Source organism: Aestuariibaculum sp. YM273, from assembly GCF_030908365.1.
Taxonomy (GTDB): Bacteria; Bacteroidota; Bacteroidia; order Flavobacteriales; family Flavobacteriaceae; genus Aestuariibaculum; species Aestuariibaculum marinum.
The window spans coordinates 660,902-683,605 of sequence record NZ_CP133090.1; the positions used below are offsets into that span (position 1 = coordinate 660,902).

Genomic DNA, 22,704 nt, shown 5'->3' on the forward strand with positions numbered 1-22,704 from the left:
TGTACTTTTGCGGCATATTTAACAAAATTCAATTTTTAATGAATACAAACGCTTTTGCATTGCGTCACATTGGACCTAGAGAAGACGAACAAAACCAAATGTTACAAACTATTGGGGTAGATTCACTAGACCAGTTGATTTACGAAACTTTACCGGATGATATTAAATTAAAAAATGGTTTAAACTTAGCTGAACCAATGACAGAATATGAGTATTCTCTACATATTCAAGGATTGGCTGATAAGAACAAAGTTTTTAAAACTTACATTGGATTAGGATATCACCCAACGGTTTTACCTGCAGTAATTCAAAGAAATATTCTTGAAAATCCAGGATGGTACACGGCTTACACCCCATACCAGGCTGAGATTGCTCAAGGACGTTTAGAAGCTTTATTAAATTTCCAGACTATGGTAATCGAACTTACAGGAATGGAAATCGCAAATGCTTCTTTACTTGATGAAGGTACTGCCGTGGCAGAAGCGATGAGTTTACTATTCGCAGTTCGCGATCGTGCTCAGAAAAAAGCTGATGTAAACAAGTTTTTTGTTTCAGATGCTATTTTACCACAAACATTATCTGTTCTTGAAGCCAGAGCATTACCTATTGGTATTGAATTGGTAGTAGGAAGCGAAAATGATTTCGATTTTTCAGAAGGTTTCTTCGGAGCTATTTTACAATACCCAGGAAAAGACGGTCAGGTAAGCGATATTAAATCGTTCATTAGCAAAGCAAACGAAAACAATATAAAAGTAGCTGTAGCTGCCGATATTTTAAGTTTAGTAAAACTTGAAGCGCCTGGTAAATTTGGTGCGGATGTTGTTGTTGGTACTACACAACGTTTTGGTGTACCAATGGGATATGGTGGACCGCACGCCGGATACTTCGCTACTAAAGAAGCTTACAAACGTGATGTGCCTGGGCGTATCATTGGTGTAAGTAAAGATATGAACGGAGATCGTGCCTTACGTATGGCTTTACAAACACGTGAGCAACATATTAAGCGTGATAAAGCGACTTCTAACATTTGTACTGCTCAGGTATTATTAGCGGTTATGGCGAGTATGTATGCCGTATACCACGGTCCGAAAGGATTAAAGTTTATTGCTGATAAAGTACATAATGCGGCTTCTACTTTAGCCGAAGGTTTAAAAGCATTAGGTTATAAGCAAGAAAACAGTGATTTCTTCGATACCATTAAAGTAAAAGCTGATGCTAAAGCGATTGAAACCTTAGCCTTAGAGAACAAAATAAACTTCTTCTATTCAGATGCTGAAACCGTTACCATTTCAACAAACGAAACAACGTCTGTTGATGATGTAAATGCTATTCTTTCTGTATTTGCTCAAGCTGCAAACAAAGAAGCAATCACAGTTTCTGAATTAAAAGAAAGCAATAATATTTCTGAAACATTAACAAGAACCTCTGAATTCTTAACTTCAGATGTATTCAACACATACCACTCTGAAACAGAGTTAATGCGTTATATTAAATGGTTAGAGCGTAAAGATTTAGCTTTAAACCAATCGATGATTTCTTTAGGATCTTGTACGATGAAACTTAATGCGGCTTCAGAAATGTTGCCATTAAGTAACATGAAATGGTCTAGCATTCACCCGTTTGTTCCTTCAAATCAAGCGGAAGGTTATTTAACCGTTTTAAAAGAATTAGAAGATCAGTTAACCGAAATCACTGGATTCGCAGCAACATCTTTACAACCAAACTCTGGTGCTCAAGGCGAGTTTGCCGGATTAATGGTTATTAAAGCGTATCACGAATCTCGTGGCGATCACCACAGAAATATCTGTTTAATTCCTTCTTCGGCTCACGGTACAAATCCTGCGAGTGCTGTTATGGCGGGTATGAAAGTTGTGGTTACTAAATCGACTCCAGAAGGAAATATCGATGTTGAAGATTTACGTGAAAAAGCCATCTTACACAAAGACAACCTGTCTTGTTTAATGGTGACCTATCCATCAACACATGGTGTTTATGAATCTGCAATTAAAGAGATTACGCAAATCATCCACGATAACGGCGGACAAGTATATATGGATGGTGCAAATATGAATGCTCAGGTAGGATTAACAAATCCTGGAAACATTGGAGCAGATGTTTGCCACTTGAACTTACACAAAACATTCGCCATTCCTCACGGTGGTGGTGGCCCTGGGGTTGGTCCAATTTGTGTGGCTAAACAATTAGTTCCATTCTTACCTGGAAACCCAGTTAGAAAAGTAGGTGGTACAGAGGCGATTCCTGCTATTTCTGCTGCTCCTTTCGGTTCTGCATTGGTATGTTTAATCTCTTACGGTTACATTAAAATGCTAGGTGCCGAAGGTTTAACAGAATCAACTAAAATTGCCATCTTAAATGCCAACTATATCAAGTCGCGTTTAGAAGGTAATTTCGAGACGTTATATTCTGGAGAATGTGGTCGTGCGGCACACGAAATGATTGTTGACTGTCGTCCGTTTAAAGCTAATGGCATTGAAGTAGTAGATATCGCCAAACGTTTAATTGATTACGGATTCCACGCCCCTACAGTATCATTCCCTGTTGCTGGAACATTAATGATTGAGCCTACCGAAAGTGAAAGCAAAGCTGAAATCGATCGTTTTTGTGATGCTTTAATTTCAATTAGAAAAGAAATTGAAAACACTTCTAAAGACGACACAAACAACGTTTTAAAGAATGCTCCGCACACTTTAGAAATGATAACAGCGAACACTTGGGATTTACCTTATACTCGTGAAGCTGCTGCTTATCCATTAGAGTACGTTAAAAACAATAAATTCTGGCCAACGGTAAGACGTGTAGACGACGCCTTTGGAGATAGAAACTTAGTATGTTCTTGCGCCCCTATTGAAGCTTATGCTGAAGCCTAAAATAGGCGTTGAACATCGTAAAATAATCTAAAATAGACTTTGCCTTTTATTGAAAGTAAGTATATTGCTGTACTGCTAAAAATAAAAGGCATTTTCTTTTTATGAATATAAAAATTACGGGGACAGGAAGTTATATTCCCGATACAATTGAAAAAAACGATGCATTCCATCAGCATCAATTTCTTAATACCGATGGATCGGTTATAAACCACCCAAATGAAGTCATTATTGAAAAGTTTAAAGCGATCACTGGCATTGCTGAACGTCGGTATGCCAAGCCGCATTTAAACTCTTCAGATTTAGGATTCTTTGCTGCCGAACGCGCCATTGCAGATGCGAAAATAGATCCTGAAACTTTAGACTACATTATCGTAGCTCATAACTTTGGAGATGTAAAACACAACACCATTCAAAGCGATGTTTTACCATCGTTAGCAGCACGCATAAAACATAGCTTGCGTATTAAAAACCCAAAATGTATTGCTTACGATATTTTGTTTGGCTGCCCGGGATGGATTGAAGGGGTTATTCAGGCCCAAGCATTCATTAAAGCAGGCATGGCCAAACGTTGTTTGGTTATCGGATCGGAAACCTTATCGCGTGTGGTGGACAAACACGACAGAGATTCCATGATTTTTTCTGATGGTGCCGGTGCTACCATTATTGAGGCTACTGAAGATGAAGGTGGCATTCTTTCCCACGAAACAGCAAGTTTCACTTATGATGAAGCCTACTTTTTATACTTCGGAAATTCAAACAACCAGACTTTAGATAAAGGGACGCGTTACATTAAAATGGATGGTCGTAAAATATACGAATTCGCACTTACCAACGTTCCAAAAGCTATGAAAAGTTGTTTAGATGCCAGTGGTGTAGATATTAAAGATGTAAAAAAGATTTTTATTCATCAAGCCAACGAAAAAATGGATGAAGCCATTTTAAAACGCTTTTATCGATTATACCGAACCGAAATTCCTGAACGCATTATGCCGATGAGCATCCAAACCCTAGGAAACAGTTCAGTTGCAACGGTACCCACACTATTCGATTTGGTAAAAAATAATAAATTAGAAAACCATAGCCTTACCAAAGGTGATGTTGTTATATTTGCAAGTGTTGGTGCAGGAATGCACATTAACGCTATTGTTTACAAATATTAATATCGCCGCTAAAGCGGAAATGCCAAAATGTACGAAAACACATTTCCTAACAAACGCTTTAAACATACGTTAGAGTTTCTACAAAATCATGTGTCCACTTCTGAAACTATTTTAGATCTTGGAGTTGAAAATCCGTTTTCTGAAATCATGTCTCAGCAAGGCTACACTGTTGAAAACACAAAAGGAGAAGATTTAGACATAGACACCTCAACAATAGAAAATTCGGAAGCGGAGGTGGTTACGGCATTCGAAATTTTTGAGCATCTTTTATCACCTTTCACCGTTTTAAAATCCATTAAAACCGATAAATTGGTAGCGAGTGTCCCTCTTAAATTATGGTTTTCTTCTGCTTACAGAAGCAAAACCGATATGCTTGACAGACACTACCATGAATTTGAAGATTGGCAGTTCGATTGGTTACTTGAAAAAGCGGGTTGGAAAATTGTAGATCGCCAGAAATGGACGAATCCAACAAAGAAATTAGGCATCCGTCCTATCCTTCGTTGGTTTACACCCAGATATTACATTGTTTACGCTGAAAGAGTTTAACTTTGAACCTTTAACATTTCAATTTTGAATTTCTACATCATCATACCGGCGCATAACGAAGAAGACTCTATTGGACTGACTTTAGAATCTCTAACCAAGCAAGCCTTACTCCCTAAACGCGTTGTAATTGTTAACGACAATTCTACCGATGGCACTCAGACTATTGTAGAATCTTACGCTTCGAAACACGATTGGGTTCAATTAGTAAATTCACAATCGTCCAACAAACACTTACCCGGATCAAAAATCATTAATGCCTTTTATAAAGGATATGACGTATTAGATGATGATTACGACATCATTTGCAAATTTGATGCTGACCTGATTTTTCCTGAAAAGTATTTAAAGAAAATTGCCAACCATTTTAAAAGCAACCCCAAATTGGGCATGGCAGCAGGTTTCTGTTACATAGAAAAAAATGGGGATTGGGTATTGGAAAATTTAACCAACAAAGACCACATTCGTGGTGCTTTAAAAGCGTACACAAAAGCCTGCTTTTTACAAATAGGTAAACTAAAACCTTCCATGGGATGGGATACAGTTGATGAACTTTTAGCTAAATATTATGGTTGGGACATTTTAACCGATGAATCCTTACATGTCAAGCATTTAAAACCAACAGGCATCAGTTATAATAAAGCTTCAAAATACTTGCAAGGAGAAGCGATGTACAAAATGCGTTATGGCTTTACAATCACTCTCATTTCTGCTTTAAAACTGGCGTATAAGAAAAAGAGCTTTTCGTTGTTTAAGGATTATATGGCAGGTTATTTTAAAGCTCAAAAACATAATATTGAACCTTTAGTTTCTGTTGAAGAAGGCCAGTTTATTCGTGATTTGAGATGGAAAGGCATGCTTAATAAATTCAGTTAAAGCAAATTTAAAGATAAACCTATTTGGATTATTATTCTAAAATTTGCTATTTTCAGTCTATGAAAACTTTCGGACTCCTATTAGTTTGCGTTATTGGAATCTTCCTTTTGACTAAAGAACAACCCAAACCTGATGTGGTTAAAGTGAATAACCAGATTGGTAAGCAGCGTTGTATAGCTCCTAATTTTACGAACAACCACTCTGAAGCGCATAACGGTTGTTGTATCAGTTCTGGAAGAGCGGCTTATATACTAAACCAAAATTCGGAGCTAAATTAAAAACTCCACCCCTTATAACTATTAGACGCTTCCAGTTTGGCCTCAATGGCATCATCTAATTCGGGAAAGAAATCGATTCCAGTAAGTATTTCGATAGAATCAACCGAAACCACAAAGTCGTACAAAGGTTTTTTAGAGTTGTTGTGAGGTATTAAAAAAGCAATCATTTTAGGTTGGCCAGAATTCATATCAATCAACACCTTATAAAACTGTTTAGGCACAGCAACCTTTTCGTTACCAATGCGTTTTAATCCAGGTTGAAGGACACCTCCGGTAACCACAAAAACCCCATCATACTTATTGGCCCAATACCGTACTTTCTGTTCAAGCGTATTCCAAATGCCAGCATTAAAATCGTGATCCTGCGGACTAATATTACTTGTTAAAAAGGTTTCATCGTGTGCTTCCTGACTGTAACGCCTATCTCCTGCGGGACATAAATGACCTTTATCATAACCAGATTTTTTATAATTACGCCAATGTGCTGCTTCTGTTTTTACAGCCTGATCAATTTCAAAATAAGGACGCCTAAAATTAGTATGTGATAAATGTGATTTTTTTAATTCGTAAGCCACCCATTCGGCTTGCTCATAAGCTTCATTATAACTTAACGAATAACTATCGTGATGCACTATTTGGCCCGTTGTACTTGTCGGGAGGAAATACGCGTTCGTATCTGTTTTAACAACTTTTCCTTCCTCTATGGTTTGAACCTTTTCTTCTTCTTTTAAAAAGTGTTCGTAGCCATAGACACCCACAACAAGTACAACGGCAAATAAGGTGTATATACTTTTGTTTCTCAAATTATTCTAAAACAAATTCTAGGGGTTGACCAATAATAGCGCCGTTAGGGAAACTAATATCTAACAATGCAGATATGGTTGGAGCAATATCAGTGATTTCAGTTTTATCAAACGTTTGTCCCTGCTTAATGCCTTTTCCAAAGAATAATAATGGCACATGCGTATCGTAATCAAAACCTGAACCATGGGTAGACCCAGTATGTCCGTAAGAAATATGCGCCGGCTTATAATCGAACACAACATCACCTGAACGCTTTTGGTTATAACCTTTTTGTAATAAAGCTTCAAGACCTATTGGAAAAGAAGTGGTTGTTAATGTTTTTGCAGAATATGCTTTATCGATATCTTTATAACTTATAATTTCGTTTACTAAAGCTTCTTGAACATCATCTAAATCTAAGTTCATTTCAGCAATTTTAGCACGATCGAAAAACACCTGATTATTACTAATATTCTCGATAAAATCTGCTCCGTATTTAGCAACTAAAAAGGCTCTCATTCTTTTGGCATTCTCTTTTGGCGTAACATAACCTGCAGGGATATTTACACTTTGTAAATAGGCAGGTACATCAACCGCAGCGTGATCGGCCGTTAAAAACACAGTGTAATTTCCTTTTCCTACCTTTTCATCTAAAGCATTAAAGAAACGCTCTAAGTCTAAATCTAAACGAATGTAAGTGTCTTCAATCTCTTTTGAGTTGACACCAAAGTTATGCCCAACATAATCGGTACTTGAAAAACTAACGGTTAACACATCGGTATGTTCGTCTTTACCCAATTGTTCTCCTGTTAAAGCAGCGATAGCAAAATCGGCTACAATACTGTTTCCGTAGGCTGTTCCTTTTAAAATATCGAAACCTCCGTTGTTATCTTTCAAATCTTTTAAATCGTAAGGAAACGTCGCTGTTTCTTTACCAGTAAACCCACCTTCAAAATTATTTAAATCGCTTCCACTTTCGGTGTAAGTTTTAATATCGTAATAAGTTGTCCAAGGTTTTAAGTAAGATTCGGCAATATCAGAACTATTAAAATCTTTCACCCATTTTGGTAAATCATTCATATAATATGTACTGGTAATAAAATCTCCCTGATCTTTTCCATAGAACCAGTATGCTGCATTAGCCGAATGCCCGGCTGGTAAAATAGCCCCTCTGTCCTTTACAGAAACTCCAATTGATTTTCCTCGCATTTGCGTGAATAATCTATTTTCATCTGCAAAAGTGGTGGTTATCATACGGTGTGGTGACATTTTACCCGCGTCACTGGATGTTCCTACAGGTTCTACACTATCATCGCCAGCACAATACACTGATGATTTTATTTCTTTGTCATACCAATCGTTTGAAATAATACCGTGGTATTTAGGTGTTGTTCCTGAAAACACTGAAGCATGTCCTGGAGCTGTCTTGGTTGGCACATAATTAAAATGATTGTTTTTACAGTTAAACCCTTCATTCATCATACGTTTAAAACCTCCTTCTCCGTATTTAGTATAAAAACGGGTTAAATAATCATATCGCATTTGATCGACTACAATACCAACCACCAATTTTGGTTTATGATTGAAGTAATAAGACGATTGCTCTGCTGATTGCGATGCTTTAGGTTGTTCCTGTGCCTTACAACCCATAACAAGTATAACTAGAGATAAAAAAGTTGAAATTTTCTTCATGATAAAATTTTTATAAAGATGCCAAAAATACGCGTTAAATAAAATCATAATTTAAATTTAACGTTAATTACCTGTTACTTTTTTTTACTTTAGCACTATTAATTTTGCATATGACTTATCTACATAATATTGGCGCATATTCTTTAATGATTGTTAATATGTTTCGCAAACCAACAAAGTGGTCGGTAATGAAAACATTAATACTTAAAGATATTGACGATTTAGTTATAGGCTCCTTAGGTATTGTTGCCTTTATCTCGTTTTTCGTTGGTGGCGTTATTACTATTCAAACTGCTTTAAATATCGACAACCCTTTAATTCCTAAATACTTGATAGGTTTTGCAACCAGACAATCTATTATTTTAGAATTCGCACCTACATTTACCTCTATAATTATGGCCGGTAAAGTAGGTTCTTTTATAACCTCTAGTATTGGAACTATGCGTGTTACCGAACAAATAGATGCTCTAGAAGTTATGGGTATTAATTCTTTAAACTACCTTGTTTTTCCTAAGACAGTGGCCTTAATGCTTTATCCGTTTGTAATTGCTATTGGTATGTTTTTAGGAATTTTAGGAGGAATAGCTGCTGGTGTTTTTGGAGGCTTTACTTCTTTAGAGGATTATATTTCAGGTATTCAAACCGATTTTATACCATTCCATGTCGCCTATGCTTTTATAAAAACTTTTGTCTTTGCGTTTGTTTTAGCAACAATACCATCGTTTTATGGGTATTACATGAAAGGCGGCGCTTTAGAAGTAGGTAAAGCCAGTACGACTTCGTTTGTATGGACCAGTGTGGTTATTATTATATTAAACTATTTACTAACCCAAATGCTTTTAAGTTAATGATTGAGGTTAAAGATTTACATAAATCGTTCGGAGACACCGAAATTCTGAAGGGTATCACCACGAATTTTGAACAAGGAAAAACCAATCTTATTATTGGACAAAGCGGTTCTGGTAAAACAGTCTTCTTAAAATGCCTTTTAGGGTTATTTGATTATGAGCAAGGTTGTATTGCCTACGACGGAAAGATTTTTTCAAAATTATCTGATGCTGAAAAACGTAATTTACGTGCCGAAATAGGTATGGTATTTCAAGGGAGTGCTTTATTCGATTCTATGACCATTGCACAAAACGTCATGTTCCCTTTAAAAATGTTCACTAAGCAAAGTAAAAGTGAAATGGAAGATCGTGTAAACTTTGTTTTAAAACGCGTAAATCTTGAGAATGCACATAACAAAATGCCCAGTGAAGCTTCTGGAGGGATGCAAAAACGTGTCGCTATAGCCCGTGCTATTGTTAACAACCCAAAGTATTTGTTTTGTGACGAACCTAACTCAGGTTTAGACCCGAAGACATCTATTGTAATTGACAATTTAATTCAGGAGATTACCGATGAATACCAAATTGTAACTGTAATCAATTCACATGACATGAACTCGGTAATGGAAATTGGTGAAAAAATTGTCTTTCTGAAAAACGGTTACAAAGAATGGGAAGGCTCTAAAGACACCATATTTAAAACCGACAACACTTCGGTAACCGACTTTGTATACTCGTCTAACTTATTCAAAAAAGTAAGGCGCATGTATATTGAGGAAAATGAGTAATTCAATTTTAGAAGAACCTAAAACAAACCCGACTTTTTACTGTCGGGTGACTACAAGACTATCTAATTTATATTTTTGCTTTAACCACTTTTCAAGTTTTTCTTGTTGACTGGCAATATCCTTTTCCTTAATCTTTTTAGTATCCCACTTGGCTGTAATTACCGATAGAGTATCTGTTTTATCAAAATTAGAAGTAATAACACTTGAGTAAGATAATTTATCGATACCATCATAAAGAATCTTGACTTCTTTAGTTAATTCATCAAATGGAATTTGTTGTCGCTCCAGCTTTTCCAAGCTTTTTAATCGGCCTTCCAGAAATACAATTTTTTGAGATTGTCCTAATAAATCAATTGAATCTCGATAACGAATTTGTTCCATATATTTTAGGTTATCTAGATTCTTACTCTTATTCTGATTGAAAATTAAATTACTGGTCTTTAAAGCATCATAAGTCCGCATTCTATCTTCAAGTAATGCGATAGAATTTTCATCTACTTCATCTAAACCAAACGTATTCAACTCTATTGTTGATGGTATCTTTTTATCCTCTGAATATTTATATGAAGCGTTCTTTTTTATGTATTCTGAGTGCGGCAAAGCACTTAATTCTCTTTTTACAAAATTACTAGCATCAAGCTCAAATCGGCTCTGCTTTAATACGTTTACAAACGTCCATAAAGCAGGAATCATAGCTACAATGGCTAGGGTTGTAGCCAATCGGCTAATACGTCTGCGACGTGCCGAATTAGCATATCTAAGCATGGGAAACTTTAAAACTTTCAGTACTAAAAAAGTTGCTAAGGCTATAAAAATAGTATTGATTATAAATAGATACAACGCGCCTAGCGCATAACGCATTCCCTTTCCAAATTCCTGATCTAAAGCAACAGACAAACCATAACCTACAGTACATAAGGGAGGCATTAAGGCTGTAGCAATGGCCACACCAAAAATTACAGAAGCAATTGTTCCTTTTTTAGTTCTGGCTATAATTAACGCCGAACCACCAAAAAAAGCAATAAGCACATCGCGTATATCCGGTTGTGTACGCGCGAGTAATTCTGAAGATTCTTCACTTAACGGGAAAAACCAAAAGAATAAAAACGCAGTAAAAACACTGAGCACAATCATTACTCCAAAATTGACCAATGATTTTCTTAGCGTATCAATATCGTTAATAGAAACGGAGAGTCCAATCCCCAGAATAGGTCCCATTAATGGCGATATTAACATGGCACCGATAACAACAGCTGTTGAATTCGCATTAAGACCAATAGATGCCACAAAAATGGAACATACTAAAATCCATGCTGTAGCTCCTTTAAACGGGATATCATTTTTAATCGCCTGAATGGTAGCATCCCTATCAGTGTCATCACGAAAATCCAGTAATTCACTAAAAAAACGTTTAATACTTAAAAGTAGTCCTTGTGCATCTTTTTTAACAGCCTGCTTTGTTTCATCAACAATTTGCTCCTTCTTTTGTTCTTCCTCAGAAAAATTGAACTTGTTTTCTTCCATTGGTGTGAGATTACTAGTAACATACTAATATATAAAATAAATGGTTCGGTTATTAATCTTTTCAATTAAAAACCGAACCATTAAAATCTAGATAGAGATCTTCTATCCGTACTGCTCACCAAAGGTATCTTTCACCTTTTTAAGCACTTGTTTTATATCCTGTTCCTTTGTTTTAGGGTAAATTAGTAAGACATCATCTTTATCGACAATGATATAATCCTCTAATCCATCAACCACAACAATTTTATTATTCTTAGTTCGAATCATATTACCTGAAGCATCTTCGGTAAGTGTTCTGGCATTCACAACAGCATTATCATCTGCATCTTTTCCTAGTTTATCGTAGAGGCTCCCCCAAGTTCCTAAATCATTCCAATCAAACTCTGCCGCAATAACATATACATTTTTAGATGTTTCCATTACAGCATAATCCACCGAAATATTTTCAGCCAACGGATAATTTTCAGCTATAAAAGCTTCTTCGGCATCGGTGTTATAAGTCGCTATTCCTTTTTCAAAATGAGCGTATAAATTCGGTTGGTTATTTTTAAAAGCTTCAATAACACTCTTTACGCTCCACATAAAAATACCGGCATTCCAAAGGAAATTTCCTTGTTCTATAAACCCTTTTGCTGTGTCGTAATCTGGCTTTTCTCTAAACTGATTAACCGATTTAATGTCATCTCTCGACGATTTATCAAATTCGATATAACCATAACCCGTATTCGGAAATGTAGGTTGAATCCCCAAAGTCATTAATGCATCATTCTTTTCACAAAAATTAAATGCCTGCTCCACATTTTTAGAAAAAGCTACCTCGTCTTCAATCCAGTGGTCACTTGGTGCCACTATCATAACAGCATCCGGGTTTTCCTTCTGAATTTTAAGAGAGGCATACAAAATGCAAGGTGCTGTATTACGCATAGCTGGCTCTAAAACAACCTGACGCTCGGTTAATTCATGTAATTGCTCAAATACCAGGTCGTTGTAACGCTCGTTGGTTAAAATAAAAATATTTTCTTTTGGAATTAATCGTGATAATCGCTGAAATGTTTTTTGGATAAGTGTATCACCGGTTCCTAGCATATCGTGAAACTGCTTTGGAAACTCTTGTGTGCTTACTGGCCAGAATCTAGACCCTACACCTCCTGCCATTAAAATGGCGTAATAATTTTTATTCATCTATGTCGGTTTTTTGTTCAAAGTTGATGTAAGTTTCAACACCCTATTAACTTCAAACTAATTATTGGTTAATAATTCTACTTCTGCATTAGGATTGAATAGATACAATCTTCCCGTCTTAACTTCAACACATTCAAAACGCTTGGTACGTTTACCCTCCATTTTAAAAATGCGCCCATTGTATAACTTAAACATACTTCCTAAAGGCACTTCAAATATATAAGTTTTACCATTTGGTTCATCAAACTGCTTTAATGCTAGGGCTAAAGTAACATCGGTGTCACTTGATGCCTTGGGGTTTTTAAAATGTTTAGCCAATAAAGGCAATAGTGATTCCGGAAAAATATCCGGATTTAAAAATGGTAGCATTAAATACTGAAAGGTTCTCTTCCACTCAATACCATGAGGCTTAATTAATCTTCCAAAGGTTCTGCAAGCTTCAAAATGAGCTATTTCATGAATAAGTGTTATTAAAAACCTATATTCATTTAAATTGGAATTTACCGTGATTTGATGCTTTCCGTTTGGTAATCGCATATAATCACCATGTCGGGTTTTACGTTCTTTTTTTACCTTGATAACTAAATCATCATGATCTAAAAGGTTTACAACTTGCGGAATGGCATTTTGCGGAATGTAATCCTGAAGTTTCTCATGCATATAAACAAAAATAAGGGTTTTATTTTAATGACCATATTAAAAAAGTGACATTTAATATTCAGTGTAAAACTCAAAGAGATACATTTTGAAGTAAAATCAAAACGTTAAATCAATGTATTTCATCGGTTTTTAAATAAATTTTAATTTCATATTAAAAAAAATCATACTTTTAAAGTAATCGATTACAATGTAAAATTTGCTAACCAGAAATTTAGTTGTAATCATCTAAACAACAACTAATAAGACATAAAATTAATGATGAAAAAATTACTTTTCACCTTATCTCTTCTTCTGTTATTAAATTGGGGGTTTGCTCAAACAGTAACAATTACAGAATCTGATGGATGGCTTGAATCGGCTTACGTAAAATGGCAGCCTATAGTAGAAGCCGAAAGCTATAACGTATATTTTAGTGGAGAAGGCATCACGGATCAAAAAATTGATGACCAACTTATTCGGAATTATGGAAGCTATTACCGCGCAGACATTTTAGGTTTAAAACCTGGCAATTATACTTTTAAAATTGCACCCATTATTTCTGGTTCTGAAGGCACACCAACATCTACAAGTTCAATTACAGTTGAAGCCCATGACAGGACAGGCTTTGCTTTTTCGAATGGTCGTGTTCCCGGGGCCTATAAATTAGATGGCACACCAAAAGACAATGCTATTATATTGTATATCACCGAAAATTCTAAAAATACTATTGAATTAAATGTTACCGGCGCTAATAGTAACCCTTGTGTTGGCCTACAAACTATTTTAGATGGTTTTAAAAAAGGGAATGATACAAGGCCTTTAATTGTTAGGCTTATTGGACAAATTACAGATTTCGACTATATGCTTAACGGCGATATTGTTATTGAAAACAAACAAAATACTTTAAGCCATATCACCTTTGAAGGTATTGGTAATGATGCTGTAGCAGATGGTTGGGGAATACGAATTAAAAATGCAACCAATGTTGAAATTAGAAACCTTGGCTCTATGAACTGCAATAGTAGCGAAGGTGATAACATTGGCCTGCAACAAGACAACAACTATATCTGGGTACATAATGTTGATTTCTTTTATGGTGATGCTGGTGGAGATGCGGACCAGGCTAAAGGTGACGGAGCTTTAGACTGTAAACGGTCTACCTATGTAACGTTTTCATACAATCACTTTTGGGATTCAGGAAAATCTAACTTATTGGGTTTAAGCGAAGATACAACCGATGGCCTATTTATTACCTACCACCATAACTGGTATGACCATTCCGATTCTCGTCATCCTCGTGTACGATTCTATTCGGCACATGTTTACAACAATTATTACGATGGAAACTCTAAATACGGCGTAGGATCAACTAATGGGTCTTCGGTATTTGTAGAAGCCAACTATTTTAGAAATTGCAAATATCCCATATTAACCTCAATGCAAGGTTCCGATGTTTACAATTCTTCAACCGGAACAAATGATTATACAAATAACCCCACCTTTTCAAAAGAAGATGGAGGTACTATAAAAGCCTTTAATAACTATATTACTGGAGCAAATCGTTTTGTTCCTTTTGGCGACACAAACTACCCTAACCCCACAATAGATTTTGATGCCTATGTAGCCTCTACAAGAGATGAATCTGTAAGTAATACTGTTACTTCTGCTTACGGAACAAATACCTATAATAATTTTGACACTAATACAAGTGTCATGTACAACTATACACCTGATACGCCTGAAGATGCAAAAACAAAAGTAATGCAATATTCAGGGCGTATGCATGGTGGTGACTTTAACTGGACGTTTAACAATACCGTTGATGACACGTCTTACGATGTTAATACTGCATTAAAAAGCGCATTAACAAATTACACAACATCTCTTATATCTATTCAAGGAGAAACAGAGCCAGAGCCTGAAATAATATTAACCGCTGATGCAGGTGATGCTTTAATAGAATTAAATTGGCAAGTCAACAACTATACGGCTTCTGCATATGAAATTTTTAGAAATACAGATTCCGACCCAACGGGACGTGTTAAAATTGCGGATATTAGTGACACAAACACCTTAAGTTATTCTGATAATACAGCTTTAAATGATGTGACCTACTATTACTGGGTGGTAGCGGATGGAAGTATTGAATCGAATTCAGATTCGGCAACACCTACAGAGGGAGGAACAGTAAATGCAGGTGACGAAGTTCATAACTTTACGCTTTCAGGTTTAGTTAGCTCTTATTATACCATTGTTGGGAATTTATCTACAACAAAAGGCACTGTAAATTATAACGGACTCACCTTAACGCAATGTCTAAAAATTGAATCTGCTACCAGTATAACATTTACCACTAACCTTGAAGGTACTTTAACTTTAGTTTTTAACACGGATTTTTCCGGAAGAATAAAAATTGATGGGGTTGATTATAATGCAAGTGCCGGGATTGTTGAAGTAACATTACAACCCGGTGAACATACCATTTCTAAAACAGATGTTGCGAACCTGTTTTATGCTAGTTTTAAAACTACTGCTTTAAGCACTAATGAATTTGAAGCCAATAAACTAAAAGTTTATCCCAACCCTGTTGATAACCTGCTTTATTATTCAGTAAATTCTAAAATTGAAAGAGTAGAAATCTATAACATGCTAGGCATGTTGGTAAAAACATTTAATCCTACCGAAAACTATATTGATGTTAACAATTTAAAACCCGGAAGTTATTTAATTAAAGCTTATAGCAAGCAAGGCGTTTTAGATAAAATTATACTAAAAAAATAGCTAGATTGAATACCAAAGTTGCGATGAACAATTGTAATCCCGTGACTTTGGTATTTACAATTAAATCATATCTATCAATTCATTCATGCTCTGAAAGGTTTGGGTTGCTAAACCCTCTAAATCATTATAATAATCGTGTTCGGTATATCCAAAAACATCAAAACCTCCGTTTTTAGCTCCCTGAACTCCTAATTTACTATCTTCAATTACTAAGCACTCTTCAGGTTTAAAACCCATAGTTTTTGCTGCCAATAAAAACACATCGGGCTCTGGCTTCCATTTTTCAATAGTATAGCAACTGAAAATTTTTCCCTCAAACTCATCTAAAAGTCCCACCAAACCCAAATTCAATCGAATTTTTTCAACTGTACCACTAGAAGCTACACAAAACGGGATTTCTAATTGGTCTATAACTTTTTTAATGCCATTAATAGGTTGAACCGATTCTTTAAACTGTCTGTCTAATTCTGTTCTGTAATCTTTCTCAAACGAATCAGGAACCTGTGTAGTTACCAATGTTTTTATAAGGTTTAAGCAATGCTTAAAATGACTTCCTTTAAAGTATTTCATGGCATAATCTAAATCGATATTAGCACCGTATTCATTAGCCATATCTACCAGTAATTGATTGCTTATAACTTCGGTATCTACCAACACGCCATCGCAATCAAAAATTATACATTTATATTTTTTCATAGAGTTTATTATGGTGTAGAGTTCGAAACTTGTAACATTTTACCGTTGTAATATTTATTTCCTGTTAACGAGAATTCGAAGATATATTCAGCCATTTCTATAGCTGATGTTGGTGCCTGATAACCAGGAAACGCTTCTTCTAACATTTCGGTTTGTACAGCCCCAAGGGCTAAGACATTAAAAGATATACCTGATTCTTTGTACTCTTCGGCTAACAATTCAGAAAGGGTAATTACGGCTCCTTTACTTGAACTATATGCGGCTAACCCTGGGAATTTCATGCTCCCTTGTACACCTCCCATAGAACTAATCGTTACTACATGGCTATTAACCTTCATATATGGCAATACAGTTCGAGTAAGTTCTGCAACACCAAAAACATTCGTTTTGTAAACCGTTTCGAAGTCGCCCATGGTAATTTCAGAAAAGGGTTTATTTACCAACATTCCTGCATTGTTAATTAAAACATCAACCTGTTCCCAATTTGTCGATATAAAATCTTCAACCTTTTTATAAGCTTTTGCATCAGCCAAATCGAAAGAAAATGAGGTAACATTATTAAGGTTTAAATTTGCTATTGGCTTTTCGTTTCTGGAAAGTGCCAACACGTTATGTCCTGCTTTAGCAAACAATTGTACCAACTGAAAACCTATCCCTCTACTCGTTCCAGTTATTATGACATTTTTATGCATTTATCTTTATTTGTGGTTAAAGATAAAAAAGTTCAATACCCTAATAAAATTAAAATCCGATTAATTCCAATTATTACATCTGGTCGAATAGAATTGCGTAACTCACTATAAATCATTAATTTGTATGAAATTTATTAATCATGCCTATATTTATGGATCGTCACGATGTCTCTGAAAATGTATCGGCTGAGTTATTAGCACAAATACACCAAGAAGACTTAAAAATTGAACACGAATACGGTTGTCGTGGCTTTACCTATTGGTTTGATGAAAGACGTCAAAATGCTTTTTGCCTGATTGAAGCTCCGAATAAAGCCGCCATAGAAAGTATGCATAGACATGCACATGGCGATGTGCCTAACACGATTATTGAAGTTGAACCGACTATTGTAGAATCCTTTCTTGGAAGAATTTCAGATCCTGAAAAATCTGAAAATACCCAACTAAATATCATTAAGGATTCAGCACACCGTATATTAATGACTGTTAAAAACCTAAGGATAATAAACAATCAGGATTCAAATATTACACAATCCATTTCAACAGATTTTGAAGTAGCTATTAAAAATCTCATCAAAGAACAAGAGGGTAATATTGTTAATAACACATCACACACGTATTTAATTTCATTTAAATCTGCCGATAAAGCTATCAATACAGCTTTAAAAATAGAAACAGAATTAAAGCCAAAATACACCGATGCATCCTCACGAACAAAAATCGGTATTGCTTCCGGTGATCCTGTAACAGATATGCCTCAAATATTTGAAGAAACAATCATTTTAACCACGCGTTTATCAGAAGTTATTAATTCCGCTATAAATATATCATTTGAAGTAAAAATGCTTTATGAAAATGAACAAAGACATCCTATTTCTGTCAAGCATGAAATTCGGGTTTTAAGTCCTTCTGAAGAAACATTCCTGACACAAGTAATGGATGAAATTGAAAACACCTGGCAAAATCCCGAATTTAATATCGATAGGTTTAGCGATAATTTAGGATTTAGTAAATCTCAACTGTATAGAAAACTTAAGGCCCTTACAGGAAAATCCCCAAATGCTTTTATTAGAGATTATAGATTAGATCGTGCTTTAAAACTTATTGACAACCAAAAAGGAAATATTTCTGAAATTGCTTTTGAAACTGGATTTAACAGCCTTGGCTATTTTTCCAAATGTTTTAAAAACAAATACAATACCATTCCTTCACAATACGCCCAACAAAAAACACCGTAAAACATTATTATTCAATGATTTAAAAATACAAGTTTTTGAATTATTTGTACAAACAACTTTCATAACAAGATTTTAATTTTGGGATGTAACCTAATTTATTTAACCCTAAAACCAAAAATTATGAAAACTTTTAAATTTGTTTTGTGCATAGTACTGACGCTAATTTCATTCCAATTTTTTGCTCAGGAAAAATCAATTCCGGATGTTTTACGTGAAAATACAACATTAAAAAGCCAAAGTATGTATGTTATTGAAAGAGAAATCCCTAACTTAGACACATGGTCTGCTACCGACCTTAAAACAGCTTCAAAAACGTCCTGTAGTTTACTTAAAGAAATGGGGCCTAAAATCACCTGGCTTCACAGCTATGTTACAGGAAATAAAATGTACTGTGTTTATCTTGCAGAGAGTAAAGAACTCGTTCAAGAACACGCCGAAAGAGGTGGATTCCCGGCTAATACTATTGCAAAAGTAGTAACTGTAATAGACCCTTCTACTTCTGGCGAAACTTACTAGACATTTAAACACTTATGTTTCCCCTAAATAGGTCTACCTAGTTAAATTCATTGTCTCTTTTCTACTAGTGCTTTTGCCTGCGCAAAACCAATAAATTATGACAAAATCACTATTCGAAAGATTAGGAGGAAATGATGGCATTTCAGCCATCGTAAGACGTGCAATTAATATACACATGGAAAACCCAGACATTAATGCACGATTTCTTCCTTACAAAGACCGACCTGAATATTTTGAAACGGTTGTACAACACAGCATTAATTTCTTTAATTCAGGTAGTGGCGGACCTGCCGTTTATGAAGGCAGAGATATGGAAACAGCTCACAAGGGCATGAATATTAGCCCAACCGAGTATATGTGTGCCATTGATGATATTTTTATTGCTTTAGATGAACATAAAATAGACGACGACACAAAAAAAGATGTACTCGCAATACTATGGTCATTAAAAGGGATGATAATTGCTAAATAATAAACCTTTAAACATTCAAATTATGCCTAAATATGTAATAGAAAGAGAAATCCCCGGAGCAGGTAACCTTTCTGGTGAAGAATTAAAATCAATTTCTCAAACCTCATGTAAGGTCTTACAAAACCTGGGCCCCGAAATTAACTGGGTACAAAGTTATGTAACCGAAAACAAAATTTATTGTGTGTATATTGCGCCTAATAAAGAGTTGGTAGAAGAACATGCCAAACAAGGTGGCTTTCCGGCTAATATGATAAGTACAGTGTCAACTATAATTGATCCTGTAACCTCTGAATAATTGAACACTGAACACGAATAAAAAAAGCCTAATTCTATTTGAATTAGGCTTTTTTAAAAATATTATATAACTAAATCCCGAATTAAATTATTCAGAATAATGATTACACTAACATTGTTACAGGGTTCTCAATATATCCTTTTAAAGTTTGAAGGAATTGAGCTCCTGTAGCACCATCAATAGTTCTGTGATCACACGCTAATGATAATTTCATTGTGTGACCAACAACTATTTGACCATCTTTAACGACTGGTTTTTCAACAATATTACCAACAGAAAGAATTGCTGAGTTAGGTTGATTGATGATTGATGTAAAGGTATCAATACCAAACATTCCTAAGTTAGAAACGGTAAACGTACTACCTTCCATTTCGGCAGGTGTTAATTTTTTGTTTCTAGCTTTTCCTGCTAATTCTTTTACTGCAGCACCAATTTGTGGTAAAGTTTGCTCGTTAGCAAATTTCACTACTGGCACAACTAATCCATCAGGCACAGCAACAGCCACACCAATATGAACATGGTTATTTAAACGCATTTTATCAGCAAACCACTGCGAGTTCACCTGAGGATGCTGTTTTAATGCTAAAGCACAAGCTTTAACCACCATATCGTTGTATGATATTTTTGTATCCGGAATGGTGTTGAATTGCGCACGGAAAGCCATAGCATTTTCCATATCGAATTCTACACTTAGGTAATAATGCGGTGCTGAGAATTTAGAATTTGTTAATGCCTTAGCAATCGCTTTACGCATTTGCGAGTTAGGAACATCTTCAAAATCTTCTTGACCTGCTGGTACAAATTTACCAACTGCAGCTGCACCTTGAGCTGGTTCGTAATTCTCTACGTCGTATTTTACAATACGTCCGTTTTCACCAGTACCTTGTATTTTTGTTAGGTTGATACCTTTTTCTTCAGCTATTTTCTTCGCTAATGGAGAAACAAATACACGTCCGTTTTCTGTAACAGGAGTAGCTGCTCTTTTCACTGGTTTGTCAGCAGCTGGAGCTGATGCAGGAGCTGCCTTTGGCGCTTCGGCTTTAACTTCAGCTTTAGGAGCTTCTTCTGTCTTTGCAGCAGGAGCATCAACCTTAAAGTTAGCCGCCACGCCAGAAACATCTGTTCCGGCAGGACCTATTATAGCTAATAACGAATCTACTTTTGCAGACTCACCTTCCTGAAGACCTATGTGTAATAACGTACCTGACTGAAAGGATTCGAACTCCATTGTCGCCTTATCGGTTTCAATTTCAGCAAGAATATCACCTTCTGATACCTCATCACCTACTTTCTTTAACCAAGTGGCTACAGTTCCTTCTTCCATCGTATCGCTTAAACGCGGCATAGTTACCACGATAACCCCTTCTGGTAAGTCTACTGCTTCTGATGCTTCTTCTTTTGTTTCAGCAGGAGCAGCCTCAGCAGCAGCTGGTGCTTCTTCATTTGCTGGAGCCGCCGGAGCAGAGTCTCCTCCACTTAACAGTGCAGAGATGTCTTCTCCTTCTTCTCCTATAATTGCTAAAAGCTCATCTACTTTGGTAGTTTCACCTTCTTGAACCCCAATATGAAGTAACGTTCCTTCATTAAAAGATTCAAATTCCATAGTGGCTTTATCTGTTTCTATTTCAGCTAAAATATCACCCTCTTCAACTTTGTCACCAACTTTTTTTAACCAAGTTGCGACCGTTCCTTCTTCCATTGTATCGCTTAAACGCGGCATATTTACTACTATAGCCATATCTTATAATTTATGTTTAATAAATGGATAATCTTCTTGTTCGTAAACCACATCGTAAAGTTGTTGTATCTCTGGCCATGCAGATTCTTCTGCGAATTTCTCACATTCAGAAACACGATCTTTAACGCGCTTATCGATAACCTTGATATCATCTTCAGTAGCATATCCTTCAGCTAAAATAGTTTCCTTTACTTGCGTAATAGGATCTATTTTCTTGTACTCTTCTACTTCATCTTTCGTTCTGTAATGCTGAGCGTCACTCATGGAGTGTCCTCTATAACGGTATGTTTTAAGCTCTAAAAACGTTGGCCCACCACCTTTACGTGCTCGTTGAATAGCTTCATCAAATGCTTCAGCTACTTTTACAGGATTCATTCCATCAACCGGAGCAGATGGCATTTCATATCCTAAACCTAATTTCCAAACTTCGCTATGGTTTGCAGTACGTTCTACTGAAGTACCCATGGCGTATCCGTTATTTTCACAAACAAATACTACTGGTAAATTCCAAAGCATAGCTAAGTTAAATGTTTCGTGTAGTGACCCTTGACGAGCGGCACCATCACCAAAACAACATAACGTTACAGCATCACTACCATGGTATTTATCACCAAAAGCAATACCTGCTCCTAAAGGAATTTGCCCACCTACAATACCGTGACCACCATAAAAACGATGCTCTTTAGAAAATATGTGCATAGAACCACCCATACCATGAGATGTTCCTGTTACTTTACCATATAATTCTGCCATAACACGTTTAGGATCTACACCCATACCAATTGGTTGAACGTGATTTCTATAAGCAGTAATCATTTTATCTTTTGTCAAGTCCATGGCGTGTAAAGCTCCTGCTAACACGGCTTCCTGACCATTGTACAAGTGAAGAAATCCTCTTACTTTTTGTTGTATGTAAACTGCAGCAAGTTTATCTTCAAACTTTCTCCAGAACAACATGTCTTCATACCATTTGAGGTAAACCTCTTTTGTGATTTTTTGCATCGACTAATTTCTAGGTTTTACTTAAGCGAATTACAAAAGTAATACATTGAACGCTATTGCAAAAACAGAAACTAATGAAAGTAAAAAAAAA

The 22,704-nt window shown here is 35.8% G+C and carries 21 protein-coding genes; 12 read left to right on the forward strand and 9 right to left on the reverse strand.

Annotated elements, in window-relative coordinates; genetic code table 11:
• Positions 1–38: 38 nt before the first annotated feature.
• From gcvP to RBH94_RS02950, 5 genes are all read left to right on the forward strand, one after another.
• Positions 39–2,888, forward strand: a complete 2,850-nt coding sequence (gene gcvP, locus RBH94_RS02930) for an aminomethyl-transferring glycine dehydrogenase (RefSeq protein WP_307882288.1) — start codon at positions 39–41, stop codon at positions 2,886–2,888.
• 101 nt (positions 2,889–2,989) lie between these two features.
• A complete protein-coding gene (locus RBH94_RS02935; RefSeq protein WP_307882289.1) occupies positions 2,990–4,048 on the forward strand; it encodes a 3-oxoacyl-ACP synthase III family protein in 1,059 nt (352 codons plus the stop codon).
• Between the two features lie 27 nt (positions 4,049–4,075).
• Positions 4,076–4,597 carry a methyltransferase gene (locus RBH94_RS02940; protein ID WP_307882290.1) on the forward strand — a complete coding sequence of 174 codons (522 nt, stop codon included), beginning with the start codon at positions 4,076–4,078 and terminating at the stop codon, positions 4,595–4,597.
• 24 nt (positions 4,598–4,621) lie between these two features.
• Entirely contained in the window at positions 4,622–5,470 is an 849-nt protein-coding gene (locus RBH94_RS02945) for a glycosyltransferase family 2 protein (protein ID WP_307882291.1), read from the forward strand.
• 59 nt (positions 5,471–5,529) lie between these two features.
• A complete protein-coding gene (locus RBH94_RS02950; RefSeq protein ID WP_307882292.1) occupies positions 5,530–5,748 on the forward strand; it encodes a hypothetical protein in 219 nt (72 codons plus the stop codon).
• Here RBH94_RS02950 and RBH94_RS02955 read toward each other — a convergent pair.
• Together RBH94_RS02955 and pafA are read right to left on the reverse strand one after the other, a co-directional pair.
• On the reverse strand, positions 5,745–6,551 hold the full coding sequence (locus RBH94_RS02955) for a DNA/RNA non-specific endonuclease (protein ID WP_307882293.1): 807 nt from the start codon (positions 6,549–6,551) through the stop codon (positions 5,745–5,747). The genes RBH94_RS02950 and RBH94_RS02955 overlap by 4 nt on opposite strands.
• Before the next feature lies 1 nt (position 6,552).
• Positions 6,553–8,223 carry an alkaline phosphatase PafA gene (gene pafA, locus RBH94_RS02960; protein WP_307882294.1) on the reverse strand — a complete coding sequence of 557 codons (1,671 nt, stop codon included), beginning with the start codon at positions 8,221–8,223 and terminating at the stop codon, positions 6,553–6,555.
• A gap of 110 nt (positions 8,224–8,333) precedes the next feature.
• Between pafA and RBH94_RS02965 the strand changes: the two genes are divergently transcribed.
• Positions 8,334–9,071 (forward strand): ABC transporter permease, encoded by a 738-nt coding sequence (locus RBH94_RS02965; protein WP_307882295.1) that lies wholly within the window; start codon positions 8,334–8,336, stop codon positions 9,069–9,071.
• Complete coding sequence (locus tag RBH94_RS02970) at positions 9,071–9,838, forward strand: ABC transporter ATP-binding protein (protein ID WP_188223444.1); 768 nt, start codon at positions 9,071–9,073, stop codon at positions 9,836–9,838. Before RBH94_RS02965 ends, RBH94_RS02970 begins: the two co-directional genes overlap by 1 nt.
• 36 nt (positions 9,839–9,874) lie before the next feature.
• Here the strand turns inward: RBH94_RS02970 and RBH94_RS02975 are convergent, their stop codons facing one another.
• The 3 genes from RBH94_RS02975 to RBH94_RS02985 all read right to left on the reverse strand — a co-directional run bounded on the left by RBH94_RS02975 (position 9,875) and on the right by RBH94_RS02985 (position 13,204).
• Positions 9,875–11,362: a DUF389 domain-containing protein gene (locus RBH94_RS02975; RefSeq protein ID WP_307882296.1), complete on the reverse strand. Its 1,488-nt coding sequence runs from the start codon at positions 11,360–11,362 to the stop codon at positions 9,875–9,877.
• 102 nt (positions 11,363–11,464) lie between these two features.
• A complete protein-coding gene (locus RBH94_RS02980) occupies positions 11,465–12,544 on the reverse strand; it encodes a mannose-1-phosphate guanylyltransferase (RefSeq protein WP_307882297.1) in 1,080 nt (359 codons plus the stop codon).
• A 57-nt stretch (positions 12,545–12,601) separates the two neighbouring features.
• Entirely contained in the window at positions 12,602–13,204 is a 603-nt protein-coding gene (locus tag RBH94_RS02985; RefSeq protein ID WP_307882298.1) for a SprT-like domain-containing protein, read from the reverse strand.
• Between the two features lie 255 nt (positions 13,205–13,459).
• On the opposite strand from RBH94_RS02985, the gene RBH94_RS02990 reads away from it, so the two are divergent.
• Positions 13,460–15,964 carry a T9SS type A sorting domain-containing protein gene (locus tag RBH94_RS02990; protein ID WP_307882299.1) on the forward strand — a complete coding sequence of 835 codons (2,505 nt, stop codon included), beginning with the start codon at positions 13,460–13,462 and terminating at the stop codon, positions 15,962–15,964.
• Positions 15,965–16,024: 60 nt separating this feature from the next.
• Here RBH94_RS02990 and RBH94_RS02995 read toward each other — a convergent pair whose 3' ends face one another.
• Together RBH94_RS02995 and RBH94_RS03000 are read right to left on the reverse strand one after the other, a co-directional pair.
• Positions 16,025–16,660, reverse strand: a complete 636-nt coding sequence (locus RBH94_RS02995; RefSeq protein WP_307882300.1) for an HAD family phosphatase — start codon at positions 16,658–16,660, stop codon at positions 16,025–16,027.
• Positions 16,661–16,668: 8 nt separating this feature from the next.
• On the reverse strand, positions 16,669–17,352 hold the full coding sequence (locus tag RBH94_RS03000) for an SDR family oxidoreductase (RefSeq protein WP_307882301.1): 684 nt from the start codon (positions 17,350–17,352) through the stop codon (positions 16,669–16,671).
• 140 nt (positions 17,353–17,492) lie between these two features.
• On the opposite strand from RBH94_RS03000, the gene RBH94_RS03005 reads away from it, so the two are divergent.
• The 4 genes from RBH94_RS03005 (at position 17,493) to RBH94_RS03020 (ending at position 19,873) form a co-directional block, all read left to right on the forward strand.
• Complete coding sequence (locus RBH94_RS03005; RefSeq protein WP_307882302.1) at positions 17,493–18,590, forward strand: nickel-binding protein; 1,098 nt, start codon at positions 17,493–17,495, stop codon at positions 18,588–18,590.
• A gap of 120 nt (positions 18,591–18,710) precedes the next feature.
• Entirely contained in the window at positions 18,711–19,106 is a 396-nt protein-coding gene (locus RBH94_RS03010) for a DUF4242 domain-containing protein (protein WP_307882303.1), read from the forward strand.
• A 97-nt stretch (positions 19,107–19,203) separates the two neighbouring features.
• The gene (locus RBH94_RS03015; RefSeq protein WP_188223437.1) at positions 19,204–19,578 is read left to right on the forward strand and encodes a group 1 truncated hemoglobin; all 375 of its coding nucleotides are present in this window, start codon (positions 19,204–19,206) and stop codon (positions 19,576–19,578) included.
• A 22-nt stretch (positions 19,579–19,600) separates the two neighbouring features.
• Positions 19,601–19,873 (forward strand): DUF4242 domain-containing protein, encoded by a 273-nt coding sequence (locus tag RBH94_RS03020; protein ID WP_188223436.1) that lies wholly within the window; start codon positions 19,601–19,603, stop codon positions 19,871–19,873.
• Positions 19,874–19,976: 103 nt separating this feature from the next.
• Here RBH94_RS03020 and RBH94_RS03025 read toward each other — a convergent pair whose 3' ends face one another.
• Both RBH94_RS03025 and pdhA read right to left on the reverse strand, forming a co-directional pair.
• Positions 19,977–21,611, reverse strand: coding sequence for a pyruvate dehydrogenase complex dihydrolipoamide acetyltransferase (locus RBH94_RS03025; protein ID WP_307882304.1), 1,635 nt, complete (start codon positions 21,609–21,611; stop codon positions 19,977–19,979).
• Positions 21,612–21,614: 3 nt separating this feature from the next.
• The gene (pdhA, locus tag RBH94_RS03030; protein ID WP_307882305.1) at positions 21,615–22,613 is read right to left on the reverse strand and encodes a pyruvate dehydrogenase (acetyl-transferring) E1 component subunit alpha; all 999 of its coding nucleotides are present in this window, start codon (positions 22,611–22,613) and stop codon (positions 21,615–21,617) included.
• Between the last annotated feature and the right edge of the window lie 91 nt (positions 22,614–22,704).